General features: G+C 40.5%; 15 protein-coding genes. 14 read left to right on the top strand and 1 reads right to left on the bottom strand.

Going from position 1 to position 15,205, the window contains the following annotated elements; genetic code table 11:
* The first annotated feature begins 112 nt into the window (after window positions 1-112).
* A complete protein-coding gene (locus ABVF55_RS07995) occupies window positions 113-880 on the top strand; it encodes an ABC transporter ATP-binding protein (protein WP_445285190.1) in 768 nt (255 codons plus the stop codon).
* Complete coding sequence (locus ABVF55_RS07990) at window positions 873-2,876, top strand: FtsX-like permease family protein (RefSeq protein WP_320909359.1); 2,004 nt, start codon at window positions 873-875, stop codon at window positions 2,874-2,876. The genes ABVF55_RS07995 and ABVF55_RS07990 overlap by 8 nt, the downstream gene beginning before the upstream one ends.
* Before the next feature lie 476 nt (window positions 2,877-3,352).
* Here the strand turns inward: ABVF55_RS07990 and ABVF55_RS07985 are convergent, their stop codons facing one another.
* On the bottom strand, window positions 3,353-5,317 hold the full coding sequence (locus ABVF55_RS07985) for a peptide ABC transporter substrate-binding protein (RefSeq protein ID WP_445285189.1): 1,965 nt from the start codon (window positions 5,315-5,317) through the stop codon (window positions 3,353-3,355).
* Between the two features lie 258 nt (window positions 5,318-5,575).
* On the opposite strand from ABVF55_RS07985, the gene ABVF55_RS07980 reads away from it, so the two are divergent.
* The 12 genes from ABVF55_RS07980 (at window position 5,576) to ABVF55_RS07925 (ending at window position 15,124) form a co-directional block, all read left to right on the top strand.
* Complete coding sequence (locus ABVF55_RS07980; protein WP_445285188.1) at window positions 5,576-5,905, top strand: PadR family transcriptional regulator; 330 nt, start codon at window positions 5,576-5,578, stop codon at window positions 5,903-5,905.
* Window positions 5,899-6,699 (top strand): hypothetical protein, encoded by an 801-nt coding sequence (locus ABVF55_RS07975; protein ID WP_445285187.1) that lies wholly within the window; start codon window positions 5,899-5,901, stop codon window positions 6,697-6,699. Before ABVF55_RS07980 ends, ABVF55_RS07975 begins: the two co-directional genes overlap by 7 nt.
* Window positions 6,696-7,526, top strand: a complete 831-nt coding sequence (locus ABVF55_RS07970; protein ID WP_320909357.1) for a hypothetical protein — start codon at window positions 6,696-6,698, stop codon at window positions 7,524-7,526. The genes ABVF55_RS07975 and ABVF55_RS07970 overlap by 4 nt, the downstream gene beginning before the upstream one ends.
* 284 nt (window positions 7,527-7,810) lie before the next feature.
* Window positions 7,811-9,202 carry an APC family permease gene (locus tag ABVF55_RS07965; protein ID WP_445285186.1) on the top strand — a complete coding sequence of 464 codons (1,392 nt, stop codon included), beginning with the start codon at window positions 7,811-7,813 and terminating at the stop codon, window positions 9,200-9,202.
* Between the two features lie 104 nt (window positions 9,203-9,306).
* Complete coding sequence (locus ABVF55_RS07960; RefSeq protein ID WP_000141913.1) at window positions 9,307-9,543, top strand: DUF2829 domain-containing protein; 237 nt, start codon at window positions 9,307-9,309, stop codon at window positions 9,541-9,543.
* The gene (locus ABVF55_RS07955) at window positions 9,536-10,234 is read left to right on the top strand and encodes a 3-oxoacyl-ACP reductase (RefSeq protein WP_049474267.1); all 699 of its coding nucleotides are present in this window, start codon (window positions 9,536-9,538) and stop codon (window positions 10,232-10,234) included. Before ABVF55_RS07960 ends, ABVF55_RS07955 begins: the two co-directional genes overlap by 8 nt.
* 383 nt (window positions 10,235-10,617) lie before the next feature.
* Window positions 10,618-11,277: an ABC transporter ATP-binding protein gene (locus ABVF55_RS07950; RefSeq protein WP_024055043.1), complete on the top strand. Its 660-nt coding sequence runs from the start codon at window positions 10,618-10,620 to the stop codon at window positions 11,275-11,277.
* 4 nt (window positions 11,278-11,281) lie between these two features.
* Window positions 11,282-12,484: an ABC transporter permease gene (locus ABVF55_RS07945; RefSeq protein WP_320909355.1), complete on the top strand. Its 1,203-nt coding sequence runs from the start codon at window positions 11,282-11,284 to the stop codon at window positions 12,482-12,484.
* 98 nt (window positions 12,485-12,582) lie between these two features.
* The gene (locus ABVF55_RS07940; RefSeq protein ID WP_070589523.1) at window positions 12,583-13,062 is read left to right on the top strand and encodes an NUDIX hydrolase; all 480 of its coding nucleotides are present in this window, start codon (window positions 12,583-12,585) and stop codon (window positions 13,060-13,062) included.
* A gap of 7 nt (window positions 13,063-13,069) precedes the next feature.
* Window positions 13,070-13,798 carry a GNAT family N-acetyltransferase gene (locus ABVF55_RS07935; protein WP_070589521.1) on the top strand — a complete coding sequence of 243 codons (729 nt, stop codon included), beginning with the start codon at window positions 13,070-13,072 and terminating at the stop codon, window positions 13,796-13,798.
* Between the two features lie 41 nt (window positions 13,799-13,839).
* Window positions 13,840-14,742 carry a putative PEP-binding protein gene (locus ABVF55_RS07930; protein WP_195422885.1) on the top strand — a complete coding sequence of 301 codons (903 nt, stop codon included), beginning with the start codon at window positions 13,840-13,842 and terminating at the stop codon, window positions 14,740-14,742.
* A complete protein-coding gene (locus ABVF55_RS07925; protein ID WP_195422886.1) occupies window positions 14,684-15,124 on the top strand; it encodes an ASCH domain-containing protein in 441 nt (146 codons plus the stop codon). Before ABVF55_RS07930 ends, ABVF55_RS07925 begins: the two co-directional genes overlap by 59 nt.
* The last annotated feature ends 81 nt before the right edge of the window (window positions 15,125-15,205 follow it).

Here is a 15,205-nt window from a genome sequence, read left to right as displayed (position 1 = left end):
AAGAAATAAAGGGTAAAATGTAAGGTTATGTTATGGTGAAAGCGTTCTTATTTTAGTACAATTGATTTGTAAAAAACAATTGAAGCTTTTTCGAGCTAGAAAGGAACAGACCATGACCCTACTAGACGTTCAACATATCAAAAAAATTTACAAAACCCGCTTTCAAGGAACGCAGGTCGAAGCCTTAAAGGATATCCATTTTACCGTGGAAAAAGGTGAGTACGTCGCTATCATGGGGGAATCAGGATCTGGGAAATCCACCCTCCTCAATATCCTAGCCATGCTGGATCAGCCGACTGAAGGGCGGGTTTGCCTAAATAGCATAGACACCTCGACCATCAAGAACAAGGACGCGTCGAGCTTCCGTCGCGAAAAACTAGGCTTCGTCTTTCAAGATTTCAACCTGCTCGATACCTTGTCTGTCAAGGACAATATCCTCCTGCCTCTCGTCCTCTCTCGCAGACCGGTCAAGGAAATGATGAGCAAGGTCGATAGCGTCAGTCGGGAGTTGGGCATTCACCAGCTCTTAGAAAAATACCCTTACGAAATCTCTGGTGGGCAAAAGCAACGGGTGGCCGTAGCACGGGCCATCATCACCTCGCCAGAAATCCTCCTGGCGGATGAGCCAACAGGGGCGCTGGATTCCAAGTCTTCGGCTGCTTTGCTGGATGTCTTTGAAGATATTAATACAATGGGGCAAACCATCCTCATGGTGACCCACTCAACTGCAGCGGCTGCTCGGGCCAAGCGCGTGCTCTTTATCAAAGACGGAATTCTCTACAACCAGATCTTCCGCGGGGAAAAAACAGAACGTCAGATGTTCCAAGAAATCTCGGATACCTTGACGGTCATGGCGAGTAAGGAGGATCGTGATGTTTAAATTAACAAGTAAATTAGCTCTTTCCAACCTCAAACAAAATCGTAAGCTCTATTACCCTTTTGCTATAGCTATCATTTTAACGACTATGATCCTCTATAGCTTTATCGCCCTGGCAACGACCCCTCATTTAGAAGCTTCTTACGGAGGACGAACGGCAAGAGCTGTCCTTGGTTTTGGTTGTTTCGTCGTCCAGCTGGTCGTCGTCATTTTAGTGGCTTATGCCAATGGCTATGTTATGAAAAATCGTTCCAAAGAATTGGGATTATACAGTGTTTTGGGGATGGAGAAGAAGCATCTCCTCGTCATGACTTTATGGGAATTGCTTATCTTCTATATCCTCACAGTTGGAGTAGGACTGGGCTTGGGGCTCTTGTTTGATCCCTTGATTTTTGCCCTCCTCTTAAAATGTATGGGGCTTCCAGTCGTCATTCAATCGACCTTCCAGATAGGGGCTGTTCTTAACACTTTATTTGGGCTAGCCTTAGCTTTTGCCCTCATTCTCTTGTTAAATTCTTTCCGTCTCTTGCGCTACAGTTCCCTCCACCTCATGCAACAGAAAAAGGCAGGAGAGAAGAAAGGACGCTTCTTGCTGGTCCAAACTCTTTTAGGACTAGGACTCTTAGGAATTGCTTTCTATTTAGCGCTAACCGCAGAGCGTCCAGTTGCGGCTGTCCAAAGATTCTTTATTGCCGTTATCTTGGTCATTCTTGCGACTTATCTCTTATTCAACGCAGGCACCATTACCTTTTTAAGATTTCTCAAAGGTCGGAAATCCTACTATTACAAGCCAGAGAATTTTATATCCGTCTCCAACTTAATAGCACGGATGCGAAAAAATGCAGCGGGCCTTGCGACCATTAGTATTCTTTCCACCATGGTCTTGGTCACCTTAACAGGGTCGCTGAATCTCTTTATTGGAGGGCAGAATTACCTAGATACTATGTACCCTTCGGACTACAATATTAGTGTGGGGCATATGACTTCAGAAGCTGAAACAGAACCGGTTATTGAGGAGGTTCAAGCACAAATTAAGAAAGTGGCCGATGCGACACATCTATCAGATTATCAAGTGAATCAGACAACATACTGGTCGGCTGAAATTCGAAAGATTGATGGAAAGGTCTTAGAGGTTTATGACCAGTCCGATCAAGAAACTGGTCAGGAATTGAAGACAGAAGGAGTAGTCTACTTTTTTGATCAGGCAACTTATGAGCAACTGACGGGTCAAAAAGTTGAGCTTGGGGAAAATGAAATCCTAGCCTATGGGTATCAGTATCCTGGAAGACTAGACTCGCAATTAGAAATCAATGGAAAGAGCTTCGCGATTAAGCAAAAACTAGACTCCAATTTTATCCAAGGGAAACTCCCTCAAGCCGACCTGTTTCAACACCAAATGGGCTTGTATCTTGTCCTCCCTGACTTGAACCAACTGGGATTAAAAATTGATAAAAATTTGGAATTCTCTATTAGTGCTAAAAATAAAGAAAACCAAGATTTTATAGCTGGAATGGCCAAAGAGCTTTATTCGACAGACAAAATGAGTCAATATGGTGGGACTTTGTTTGGTGGGGTTGATCGATACAGCATGGAGAAGGAGTGGCGTGAATCAGCAGGGACAATCCTCTTTATTGGTGTTTTCCTATCTGTGATCTTTCTATTGGCTACGGTTCTCGTGATTTACTACAAACAGATTTCAGAAGGCTATGAGGACCGGGAAAATTTTGTGATCTTGCAACAAGTAGGATTGGACCAAAAGCAAACCGGCACCACCATACGCAAACAGATTCTCACCGTCTTTTTCCTTCCATTATTCTTCTCCTTCCTCTACCTAGGAGTGGCCTATAAGATGATTGCAAAAATCGTTGCTCTCTTAGGAGCGAACAATGCGGGCTTGGTCCTTCAAACAACCTTAGCCATCTGCGCTGTCTTTTTCATCTCTTATATCCTCGTCTTTCTTCTGACTTCTAGAAGTTATCGAAAGATTGTCGTGAGATAGCGTTCGAGTCTATAAAAGATTGGGAAATGAAAAAGCCGATAAGTAGACAAACTGTTTTTTTCATAGAACAAGCTAAGTGTTGCGGAAAGAATTATAATAATGTATGTTTTAAAGCTTATTTAAACAAATACTGAAACTTTCCTCCGTGAGAAAGAGAGTGGGACAGAAATCGGTAATTCGTTAGAATTCGATTTCGTCGTCCCACCTCCGCACAGTTGAGTAGGGCTGTAAAAGCTGATGAAATCAGCGTAGTAGAGCCCACTCAACCACTGCGTCTTGCTCGACAATCCAAAAATAATTGAGAGGCTAGGACTTTTGTCCCAGCCTCTCGGGAGTTTTGAAACTTTAGGTTCAAAACTAAGTTTTGAAACTTCGGAGAAGTTCGCTAACGTCCGTACTCACCTAAGGAAAGTTTCAAGGATAGGTTTTTCCTTAATCAAAAACACCGAGGTTCAACCTCGGTGTTTTTATCGTGATTATTTCACGTGTTTTGCAAGTTCTTCTTGCGCTTTTTTGTTTGATTCTTCTTTTTCTTTCAACCAATTCTTATAAGCTTTTTCGTAGTCAGCCGTTGTGACTGTCTTGTCTTGCACTTTCTGGTATTTGAAGAAGCTTGTTTCACCTTTAATACCAATTGCAGAATTTGCTGCTGAGAATGGCGTCACCTTCGTGATAGATGGAACTCCACCCTTAGAGTAGATTGGAAGAACAATGGCGTTTTCTGTCAACCAAGCTTGGGCAGCAGCGTATTTTTCATAACGTGCATTGGTATCCAATTTTTCAGCATTGGCAGCATCCAACAATTCTTTGTATTGGTTCAAACCAATTTTTTCGATGAGAGCTTGGTCTTTCTTAGGATCAAGTCCCATACCAGTCAAGGTTGAACCATCTGTTGGGTTCAAGATATCCAAGTAAGTAGATGGGTCTTGGAAGTCAGGTCCCCAACCAGTGATATCCATGTCAAAGTCTTTTTGATCTGGTGATTGGGCGAAGTAAGTAGCGTTGTCTGCATCGTCTGTAGACAATTTTTGTACATCGATCACGACATTGTCTTTACCAAGAGCTGTTTCAATAGAACTCTTCATAGAGTCTGCTTGTTGGACAAGAGCATTAGAAGATTGGTCTACGACATAGTCGATATGGATTGGGAATTGAACACCTTGTGATTGCAATTCAGATTTTGCTTTTGCAAGTTCCGCTTTGGCTTTATCCGCATTATGCAAGCTATCTTGAGCATCAGCAAAGCTCACACCTTTCCACTCATCTCCTGTTGCGGCAAGTTTTTCTTCAACGAGCGTACCGAAGTCTTTTCCGTTGGCTTGCACAAATGTTGGTGGAACTAGAAGGGTACGAAGAGTTTTTGATGCTCCGTCTTTCCCGTTAACTTGAGCGCTGTAGGAAGTTCTGTCTAAAGCAAAGTTCAAGGCTTGACGGAAGTTCTTGTTTTGAAGAGCTGTCTTAGTACTGTTCTTTTGCTCATCAGACGTCTTCTTCGTATGACCGTAGTTTTGACGGTTAACGTTGAAGTAAGCGTAGTAAACAGTAGAATCTTGAGGTGTATAAACGATGTTATCCTTGAATTTCTTCTCAATCGTACTGTAAGTTGAGCTTGTTGGGAAGAGACGAGCAGTAGATAGGTTCCCATCTGAGAAGTTACGAGCAAGGTAGTCTTGGTCGGATCCATCGAAGTAAGTTAATTTAACGGTATCGATGTGAATATTTTTCTTGTCGTAGTATTCAGGGTTCTTTTCCAACTCGATTTGTGATTTTGAAGTGAAGGACTTCAAAATGTAGGCCCCGTTGTAGAGGATCCCATTTGGTTTCACGCTACCAAAGTCTTTCCCAGCTGATTCCAAGAATTTTTCATTAACTGGCATCATGGTAGCAGTCGTCAATTTAGAATTCCAGAAAGATTCTGGTTGGTTCAAAGTATATTGAAGAGTGTGATCATCAACAGCTTTTACCCCAACGGTTGAGAAGTCTTTGGTTTTCCCATTTACATAGTCATCCAAACCTTTGACTGAGTTTTGAACCAAGTAAAGTGCATCAGATTTTTTATCGGCTACATATTTCAGAGATGTCACGAAATCTTTTGCAGTGACGTCAGCGTATTCATTTCCTTCTGAATCATACCACTTCGCGTCTTTTCGAAGCTTGTAGGTATAAGTCAGACCGTCTTTTGAAACAGACCAGTCCTCAGCAAGAGCAGGCACTAGGTTACCGTATTGGTCGTTTTCAAACAAACCATCGACCAAGTTGGTAGTAATGTCGCTTGTAGTTGAACGATTTGAAGTCAAATAGTTCAAGGAATCAGGGTCTGTACCATACACGTAGTTGTAGGTTGTTCCCTTTGACCCATTAGAAGATGAGCCACATGCAGCAAGGAAAAGCGTTGAAGCAGCGGCAACACCTGCTAAAAGAGCAAGCTTCGATTTTTTCATATTCGTGTCTCCTTTTGAATAATTTTAATTATTATACTCCAATCAATCTATAAAATAAAGTGTTTTTTGAACTTTTTTTGTATATTTACACACCAGTATACAGTGAAAGCCTTGATTTTAAAGGATTTTTAAGGAATAAAATTTTTTTTAAAAAGTTACTATTTTGCTTTACATACTAGTTGAGAAAGAGTATACTGATAGTGAATAAACTAGTATGTAAAACAAACTAGTGAATATGTGAAGAAAGAGGTGAGAAGGATGAAAGAGTCCCAATTAATAAAGGGAGTCTTGGAGGGCTGTGTGCTGGAGATTATTTCCAAAAAGGCCATTTATGGCTACGAATTGATTCAAAGTCTCAAAGAGATGGGATTTGATAAGATTGTCGCTGGGACCATTTATCCCCTACTTCAAAAATTAGAAAAACAAGGGGTTATTCATGGGGAAATGAGGCCGTCTCCAGATGGTCCCGATCGCAAGTATTTTTCACTCAGTGATGCTGGAAGAGAGCGCTTAGAGGAATTTTGGGACCAGTGGCAGGAGCTAGTCACAAAAGTAGAACGTATCAAGAAGGAGGGAGAAGAATGGTAGAAAGTTATACCGGAAAAATGTCAGATGAATTGATTCATCTAAACAAAGAGGATCAAGTCTATGTGAAAAAAATGGTGGCCTATATTGGGGCCAAATCCTATTTTTATGATGATGAAGCACTCGGTGAACAACTCTACAATATGGTTTGCGACCTGAAAGTTGCTGAAAAAGAAGGCATTCGGGCGGTGGATTATTTTGGAAAGGATCCACGGGCGATGGTGGATCAAGTTCTTTCAGACTTGCCTAAACGCTCTTTAGGATCTTATGTGGGACTCGTTTTCCTACTTGGAGTGATCTTGGTTGGCATGCGTTATTTAATGGATTTTACCTGGATGACGCCACTAAAAATCGAACCCTTGACCTATGTTGTCATTCTCCTCAATTTCTTGGTGTTCAGCCAGTTCATCACGTGGCTTTGGTCTAAACAGAGCTATGGTGAAATGAAGTGGTCTTGGGCTATGTTTATCAGTGTGATCAGCCTGATGGTATTTCTGAACATCGTACGACAATTTTCGATCTATTTTGGCCACATTGGGAGCCTCTTCTTATCAGATGGTTGGGCGATTGTTCTCGCTGTCCTAGTCTTACTTGGGTTTACGGTCATGGCTTTTAGAAGCAGGAATCGTCTGATGTCGAGTCTACTAGTCATGGGCCTGACTTTCCTAGTTACAGGATGCTGGATTCGTCTTGTGAATCAGGAAACTGCTCATTTAATAGGCTGGCTCCTTCCTCTCATGGGACTAGTCCTGACCCTTATTGTATTTTGTCTCCAAAGAAAGAAGGAAGAAGCATGAAATCAGCAATGTATTTTGAAGAAACGCAGGCCTTGATGCAAACCTTTAGCCAGGAGGACCAAGCCTATTTCCAAGATCTCTGGGATTATTTCAATTTTGCAGGTTTCTTATATGAGGAGAAAGCCTTAAGAGAGCAGGTCTATAATCTAGCGCTAGATTTTTCGCAAGCAGGAGCGGATGGCTTAACGGCCAAGGACTATTTTGGTCTCGATCCAAAGGGAATGGCAGACCAAATCATCGAAAATATGCCCAAAGAATCGACGCGGTCTGTTTTGAAATATGGGGCTATCTTTTCAGGTATTGTGATATTTTATCGCCTCTTAAGTGATTTTGCTTCTCAAGCAGTCCTTGTGCTCAAGCCACTAGTCTATTTGACAGACATCATTTTGGGACTCCTAGCTGTTGGGATCATCTTCTATCTCCTTCGTCGTCTCATTTTTGCGGAGGAAAAAACGAAAAAAGCAATTTATGTAGCATTTGTTCTAGTTCTAGGATTCTATTTTGTCGGTGAAATAGTGGGAGTCCGCTTCTTGCCAGCTCTTGCTTGGTTTGTAGTCCCTAGTCCTTGGGATACTCTTCTCATGACAGGGGCTAGCGGGGCTCTCATTCTTTGGCAATGGAAAGAAGAGTTTGGACGAGCTTTCATCTTTCCTATCGTCGCCTTTTTAGGGGTTGGATTCTTACATCGCTGGACCTTGGCACAAGGAGTTCAGAATCTTGGTATGACAGTTCTTCTGCCCACAGTGATCATCGTCTTTGGGCTGGTTATTTATTATTGGTTTACGATTCGTGCTTTGAAAAAGAATAGGACGGAAAGTGATAAATAGAAAGAAAAGGGGGGCTGGGACTAAAGTCCTAGCCTCTCAATTGTTTTTGGATTGTCGAGCAAGACGCAGTGGTTGAGTGCTCAAAGCACTGCTTTGAGGTGGTAGATAGGACTTGCTAAGCAAGTTTCCTAAGTAGTTGTTCGCTTTTCAAGTTCCAAAGATGCCCTACTCAACTGTGCGGAGGTGGGACGACGAAATCGAATTCTAAGGAATTACCGATTTCTGTCCCACTCTCTTTCTTGTCCAAGTATGATAGAATAAACTCATTAGATGGGAGAATAGATATGAATTTATTTCGAAAAAAGTCTTTGGGACAGGTTCACCCAGGGTTAAACCGCCATTTACGTTTATGGGATTTGATTATTTTAGGAATTGGTGCCATGGTGGGGACGGGGATCTTCACGATTACGGGAACCGCAGCAGCGAATTTAGCTGGTCCAGCCTTGATCATTTCGATTGTGATTGCGGCTTTTTGCGTCGGCTTATCTGCCCTCTTCTTTGCTGAGTTTGCGTCTCGCATCCCTTCAACCGGTGGAGCCTATAGTTATCTCTATGCCATCTTTGGAGAGTTTCCAGCCTGGATAGCCGGTTGGTTGACCGTGATGGAATTTATGACAGCCGTATCAGGGGTGGCTTCAGGTTGGGCTGCTTATTTCAAGGGCTTGTTGGCCAATCTTGGCTGGAGCCTGCCGACGGCTTTAAACGGGACTTTTGATCCAGTTAAGGGAACTTATGTGGATCTCTTGCCTATTTTGGTTATGGTCCTCGTCACAGCCTTAGTCCTTATGAATGCAAAAGCGGTTTTACGCTTTAATTCCTTGCTGGTCTTACTCAAGTTTTCTGCTCTTGCTTTGTTTATTCTTGTCGGGATTTTTCACCTAAATCCTGACAACTGGGCAAACTTTGCTCCGTATGGATTTGGCGAAATCTATGGTGGTCAGACAGGGATTATGGCTGGTGCTTCGCTCATGTTCTTTGCCTTTCTTGGTTTTGAGTCCATTTCCATGGCGGTCGACGAAATCAAGGAACCACAAAAGAACGTCCCTCGCGGTATTGTCCTCAGTCTCTTGATCACAACCGTTCTTTATATCTTGGTCACCCTGGTTTTGACCGGTATGGTTCCTTTTAAGAACTTAAATGTAGAAGACGCGGTTGCCTTTGCCCTTCGTCAGGTCGGAGCTGGTTGGGCTGGAAATTATGTATCCTTAGTGGCTATTTTGACCTTGATTACCGTCTGCATTTCCATGACCTTTGCCCTCTCACGGATGATTTACAGTTTGGCGCGGGATGGTCTCCTGCCAAAAGCTATGAAACAACTCGATCCAAAAACTAGAATTCCCAAAAATGCAACACTAGTAGCTGGATCAATGGCTGCTATTGCTGGTGGAGTCTTTCCACTAGCCAGTATCGCTTCCTTCTTAAATATTTGTACCTTGGCTTACCTGGTTATGTTGGCCTTTGCCCTCTTGAAATTGCGCAAGGAACACGGGGCTCCTGGACCTGGTGAATTTAAAACACCCTTGGTTCCAGTCTTGCCAATTCTATCAATTGTGGTCTGCCTGTCCTTTATGACCCAGTATTCCCTATCGACCTGGCTGGCCTTCGGAGTTGCTCTCCTGATTGGGATCGGAATTTATTTCGGTTATGGGTATCGCCATTCAGAAGAAAATCAATAAAAGATGAAAGCTAGAGTAGAAGAACTCTGGCTTTTTGTATAGGGAAAGCTCTTTTTTTGATATAATAAAGGGAGAAAGTTAACTAGATAACAAAGGAGAAAAACATGACATTTGAAGAGATTTTACCAGGCTTAAAGGCTAAGAAAAAATATGTGCGAACCGGTTGGGGCGGAGCAGAAAACTATGTCCAATTGTTTGATACCATTGAGCAAAATGGGGTGGCTCTGGAAGTGACACCTTATTTCCTCATCAATGTCTCTGGCGAGGGTGAAGGTTTCTCCATGTGGAGTCCAACTCCTTGTGATGTTTTAGCGACAGATTGGGTGGAAGTCCATGACTAAACGGGTCTTGATTACAGGCGTGAGTTCCGGGATTGGTCTGGCTCAAGCTCGCCTCTTTCTAGAGAAGGGCTACCAGGTATATGGGGTGGACCAGGGAGCGGATCCTCAGTTAGCAGGTGATTTTCACTTCTTACAGAGGGACTTAACTCTTGATTTGACGCCGATTTTTGATTGGTGTCCTGAGGTAGAAGTCTTGTGCAATACAGCCGGAGTTTTGGATGATTACAAACCGCTTCTGGAGCAAAGCGCTCAGGAGATTCAGGAGATCTTTGAGATCAACTATGTGACCCCGGTGGAGCTGACGCGGCATTATCTGACTCAAATGTTGGAGAAGAAGCAAGGTATCATCATCAATATGTGCTCCATTGCTTCTAGCCTGGCAGGAGGCGGCGGTCACGCTTATACCTCGTCCAAGCATGCCTTAGCAGGATTTACCAAACAGTTGGCCCTGGATTATGCAGAAGCTGGTATTCAGGTCTTTGGGATTGCTCCTGGGGCTGTCAAAACAGGCATGACCGCAGCGGATTTTGAACCAGGTGGATTGGCTGACTGGGTAGCCAGTGAGACGCCGATCAAGCGCTGGATTAATCCAGAAGAAGTAGCAGAAGTCAGCCTCTTTTTGGCTAGCGGGAAGGCATCTGCCATGCAAGGACAAATCCTTACCATTGATGGTGGTTGGAGTTTGAAGTAGGAGGATGAAAAAGCAAGAGTTGAAATCTTGCTAAGAAATGTAATTGTTTTTTCCTTACTGAAAGAGGATCAAACCTAGGTGAACAATTAAGTTAGGACAGTGGTGAGACAGGTATTTACCTCTATGCTAAAGAAGATCTTACTGAACGAAATTAAACCTACCAGAGTGATCAGGATGAATCAGATTTCTTTATGATTGGTCACGATGGAGATCTAGCCTTTTTCACCAAAAAAAGACAGGGATAATAACAATTATGAAGATAACTGAGGGTAAGTTCAGAAGAACTTTTTGAATGGGCTCTACCTGAAACCTTAAGAGATTGTTTTAGAAGAAACGAATAGTATAACTGATTTGCTAAGTTATTGTGGAATGAAGGTGAAGTCATGATTAAATTAGTGAATGTTACTAAATGTTTTAGTGATGGATCGAATGTCAGATATATTTTCAAAAATTGTAATTTTGAATTTAAAAAAGGTAGCACGACTGCAATAGTTGGCCGTTCTGGATTAGGAAAAACTACTCTTGTTAAATTAATATTAGGGATTACCAGTTTAAATGAGGGGGATATCTTAGTCTGTGGTAGTTCCATTTTAGATATGAAAAATTTGAGTAAGGTAAGGCGTAGGAATATTGGCTGTGTCTTCCAAAACTTTAATTTGATTTCAGGTTTCACGGTGAAAGAGAATATTCTACTTCCAAGATATTTTTTTGAAAATGGAGAGAATAACATTAACGAAATTTGTAACACTCTAGGTCTTTCAAAGGAAATGTTAAGCAAGAGTATTGATAAGATTAGTGGAGGTGAAAAACAAAGAGTTGCCTTGGCAAGAGCTCTTATTAATAATCCAGAAATATTGATAGCAGATGAACCTACTGGTAATTTAGACGCTGCTAACGAACAAAATATAATAGAATTGTTGAAGCGGATCAATGAGGAGTTAGGTATCACGATTATAATAGTAACTCATAGTGATAAGGTGGCGAATAGTATGCAGTCTATTTGCACAGTTGTTGATGGCAAAATTGAGTACGTAAGGAGATGATAAAATGAATCATTCCATATTATTCATTGCTAAAAGAGATTTAGAAGTTAACAAACGAAGATATAGATTAGTTCGACTGTCAATAGCGATCTCTGTTTTGCTAATTGTTTTAGTGATGCTCATTTCTAATTCTTTCTATAATAAAATGATTAAAGAAATGACTGTAGCAAATAAAAATGTTGTTACTGTTGCCTTTGGTAATAAAGAAAATTCTCTGAATTATAAAGCTTTACCTTTATTTTCTAGTGATGATATTGATCGAGTTAAAAAAATTGATGAAGTAAAAAATATTACAGGTGTGAAACTACTATTTACGGATGATATCAAATTCCAAAATGGCAAAACATCGGTTTCCAATACCATCCATTGTTTAGAAGAAAAGTATTTAAAAAACCTGAATATTAGAATTGCTGAAGGGAAATTTCCAGAGAAGGACAATGAAATATTAATCGGAGATTCCGTACACAAGGCTACATCAATGAATGTCGGAGATACGGTGACTATTAAGATTGATAATCATTATGAAAAGTTTGTAATTTCTGGCATTATAGACAAGCAAGAAGCGCAGTTATTTTCTACCTTGCCAACAGAAATAAATCAAATGATGGCAATCAATGTAAAAAGTAGTAGCGTTTCATCAAATAAGTATTACTATCTGAATGCTACTGTAAAAAATGGAACCGATTTAAATGAAGTAGCAAACAAGATAGAAAAGACTGTTTTAAAAAATGAAAATTTAAAACAATCTTTATCAGGAACAGGATTAGATGTTGTTGTAGCAACACAACAGGATGTTATCAATATGCTATCCAGATGGTTTTCCTACATCGACCTTTTTATCCTCTTAATCATAGTTCTTATCTCTATTGTAGCGATTATTAATATCATCAATATTCTAGCTATTACCATTCAGGAGAATCATAAACAGATCGCAACTTTTAAAATCATCGGTGCATCTGATCGACAGATAAAAAGAATATATTTATTTGAAAGCTTTATGATGGGAGTACGAGGTACAAGCGCGGGATTGGTGATAGGAATTGCTATTTCTTATTTGATCATCTTTTTGAGTGGATTACCACTAGATATTGAACTTACCAGATTGTTGTTCCCGGTATTAATAGGGATACTCACTTCAGTTTTTGCAGGATTATTGGTATCTAGAAAAATTATTAAAATTGATATTGAAAAGGTATTAAATCAATAGAGAAGAAATGATTAGGGTCAATAAGAGATGGTGTTGCAAAAAGAATAGCTATACTGGTTTCACTATCGACTGAGCTTTGAATGAAAGTAGAGGAATTGATGGAAATCAAAAAACACTTTGGTGTCTACGGCATTTGCTATGAGAATGGGAAACTTCTCTGTATTGAAAAAACAAGAGGCCCCTATCAACATCGTTTTGATCTACCGGGTGGTAGTCAGGAACTCGGTGAGGGGTTGACAGAAACCCTTAAGAGAGAAGTTCTGGAAGAGACGGGTTATACGCTTAGCCGTTACTTAAATCCTAGGATTTATGACGTGCTGGTTCAAGAAGAGGGGCAAGACTTCGCTGTACATCATACCATGGCCTTTTATGATGTAGTGCTCGATTTCGAGAGCTCTCAAAAATCCCTTCCTCATGAAGTTCTTGATGGAAGTAATGATTCAGCAAATGTTATTTGGCTGAATTTGGAAGAAATTACCGAAGAAAATGCCTCGCCTTTAGTATTAAAAGTGAAGGCAGAGTTACGAGGATTTCCAGAATTAGAACGGATAAGTTATAGGAATTGGAAGGTAAAATAGAGGGATAATGGAACTATTTAAAACATGGAAGAAAAATATGGTTCTCTATGGTCTTAAATCTCAAATTGGAACTGTATACCGAAACAGTGATGGGACAACAAGTTTTTATGATATTGGGAATTTTCTATACTTAGCAGGGGAGCTAAATTCTAGATTTTGGGAAGATTTTGTTAGGCAATATGGTTTAGATTATAAGATTATTATTTCAGAAGACACTAAGTGGCAAGATTTTCTGCATCAGAAACTGGAGCTAATTTCTTTTGCTCGCTATTCTTTTAAAGATAAGGCAAATTTTCAAGTTGAATTTCTAAATGATCTAGTTAGTCAGTTAGAGAAAGGTTACAATATTGTACCTATTGATAATCGTATTTATAACTGCCTTTCTGAGGAAGAATGGTCACAAGATTTACAGGGGGATTTTGAGTCCTACCAGGATTTTGCTTTAAAAGGTGGATTTGGCTTTGTGATTCTTAAAAATAATGAAGTGATTGCTGGGATTTCCTCAGGGTTAGTTTACCGTGAAGCAGTTGAAGTGGAAGTTGCAACTAGACCAAACGAACAAGGAAATGGATTTGCCAAAAAGCTTGGTGCTGCAATGATTCTAGAGAGTTTAAATAGAGATATGTTTCCACTTTGGGATGCTCATAACGAGGCTTCCAAAAAAGTAGCAGAATTTTTAGGATATGAGTTAGTTGAACCTTATGAAGCTTTTGAACTAGAGGAAAGTGTCATATAATGATATCTGATATTGTATCTTTTAAGACGAGGTGAATGAACATGCAAAATCAACTAGCTCTTAGTGGCGAAAAAATTGTTGAGAAAGTTTATCCCCATTTATTGCACCACGTCGGCTTGATTCGTGGGGAATACTTGTTGAGAGAACTAAACCAAAACATACTATTACCAAATTGTCAGCAATTTGTGAAAGATTATCTAGACACTATTTGTCATTTGTACTCAGATGAAGAAGTCTGGTATCGCTTTTCAGAGTTAACAAATGCAGAAGCAAATAGTCTAGACGGGACTAAAGAGTATTTTGACGAACGCCACCCCTTATTTGGATACAGAGGTATCAGGCGTTTGTTGGCGTGTCCAGATGAATTTCAGGCTGAGACTAATGTTGTTACGGAAGTTTTTCAAACCAATCCCAATCTGTCTGTTATTTTTCCTTTTGTCAATGATGCCGAACAATTAAAACAAGCTATTACAGTATTGCGTCAGTATGGTTTTACCGGGAAAGTCGGCACGATGATTGAATTACCATCAGCTTATTTCGACTTGGACAGGATACTGGAAACGGGCATTTCAAAGATTGTAGTTGGAATGAATGATTTAACTTCTTTTATTTTTGCGACTGTGAGAAACAGTCAATGGCATGATATGGAAAGTCCAATTATGTTAGATATGTTGAGACAGATGCAGGATAAAGCAAAGAAGAACAAGATTGATTTTGCTGTAGCAGGCTATCTTAATACTTCTTTCATACAAAAAATGAATCAGATGGGTATCGAATGTATTCTCCATTACAGCTCTATTCCAGAGATTTTTGATTTAGAAATTGACCATCCAGACCATCTTAAACATATAAAAGAAGAAAGTAAAAAATTACAAAGGAGAACTCATGACACCTCAAGAAATGTGGAATTCATACAAACAAATCAACCCCTCGATTGGAGATGAGATAGATGCCTGGGCGTTTGGAGTGGATCCAGACCTTTTAGCGGAACTGGTGTTTACAGGCGAAAAAACAGCAACAGCTTCAGCTTATGACCTCTATGCACTAGAGGACGAACCCCTTCCCCAAGAAGGAACCTTTGATGTTATCTTAGACAGTCAAAACCAAGCTATCTGCATTGTCGAAATTACCAAGGTTTCTGTTCAGCCCTTCCATCAAGTGTCAGCCGACCATGCCTTTAAGGAAGGTGAGGGAGACAAATCTTTAGCCTATTGGCGTCAGGTTCATGAGGACTTTTTCAAAGACTGCTTTGGAGAAGCAGGTCTGGTTTTTACACCTGACAGCAAGGTGGTTTTAGAAGAATTTCGCAGAGTTTATCCATTATAGAACACGCTCTCCTTTTCGGAGAGTTTTTTGATCTGGTCTTATTTTCCAAAAGGGGTGAAAAATGGTATAATAAGTACGATA

This window comes from Streptococcus sp. KHUD_012, assembly GCF_052588255.1.
The sequence above is the reverse complement of the archived record's forward strand: the minus strand, read 5'-3'. Positions and strand labels throughout refer to the sequence as shown.

Bases quoted from the DNA above. Each gene is read 5' to 3' on its own strand.
- ABVF55_RS07995 (WP_445285190.1), top strand. From the start codon at position 113: ATGACCCTACTAGACGTTCAACATATCAAAAAAATTTACAAAACCCGC.
- ABVF55_RS07925 (WP_195422886.1), top strand. From the start codon at position 14,684: ATGACACCTCAAGAAATGTGGAATTCATACAAACAAATCAACCCCTCG.
- ABVF55_RS07980 (WP_445285188.1), top strand. From the start codon at position 5,576: ATGAAAGAGTCCCAATTAATAAAGGGAGTCTTGGAGGGCTGTGTGCTG.
- ABVF55_RS07935 (WP_070589521.1), top strand. From the start codon at position 13,070: ATGGAACTATTTAAAACATGGAAGAAAAATATGGTTCTCTATGGTCTT.
- ABVF55_RS07940 (WP_070589523.1), top strand. From the start codon at position 12,583: ATGGAAATCAAAAAACACTTTGGTGTCTACGGCATTTGCTATGAGAAT.
- ABVF55_RS07930 (WP_195422885.1), top strand. From the start codon at position 13,840: ATGCAAAATCAACTAGCTCTTAGTGGCGAAAAAATTGTTGAGAAAGTT.
- ABVF55_RS07965 (WP_445285186.1), top strand. From the start codon at position 7,811: ATGAATTTATTTCGAAAAAAGTCTTTGGGACAGGTTCACCCAGGGTTA.
- ABVF55_RS07975 (WP_445285187.1), top strand. From the start codon at position 5,899: ATGGTAGAAAGTTATACCGGAAAAATGTCAGATGAATTGATTCATCTA.
- ABVF55_RS07960 (WP_000141913.1), top strand. From the start codon at position 9,307: ATGACATTTGAAGAGATTTTACCAGGCTTAAAGGCTAAGAAAAAATAT.
- ABVF55_RS07990 (WP_320909359.1), top strand. From the start codon at position 873: ATGTTTAAATTAACAAGTAAATTAGCTCTTTCCAACCTCAAACAAAAT.
- ABVF55_RS07970 (WP_320909357.1), top strand. From the start codon at position 6,696: ATGAAATCAGCAATGTATTTTGAAGAAACGCAGGCCTTGATGCAAACC.
- ABVF55_RS07985 (WP_445285189.1), bottom strand. From the start codon at position 5,317: ATGAAAAAATCGAAGCTTGCTCTTTTAGCAGGTGTTGCCGCTGCTTCA.
- ABVF55_RS07955 (WP_049474267.1), top strand. From the start codon at position 9,536: ATGACTAAACGGGTCTTGATTACAGGCGTGAGTTCCGGGATTGGTCTG.
- ABVF55_RS07945 (WP_320909355.1), top strand. From the start codon at position 11,282: ATGAATCATTCCATATTATTCATTGCTAAAAGAGATTTAGAAGTTAAC.
- ABVF55_RS07950 (WP_024055043.1), top strand. From the start codon at position 10,618: ATGATTAAATTAGTGAATGTTACTAAATGTTTTAGTGATGGATCGAAT.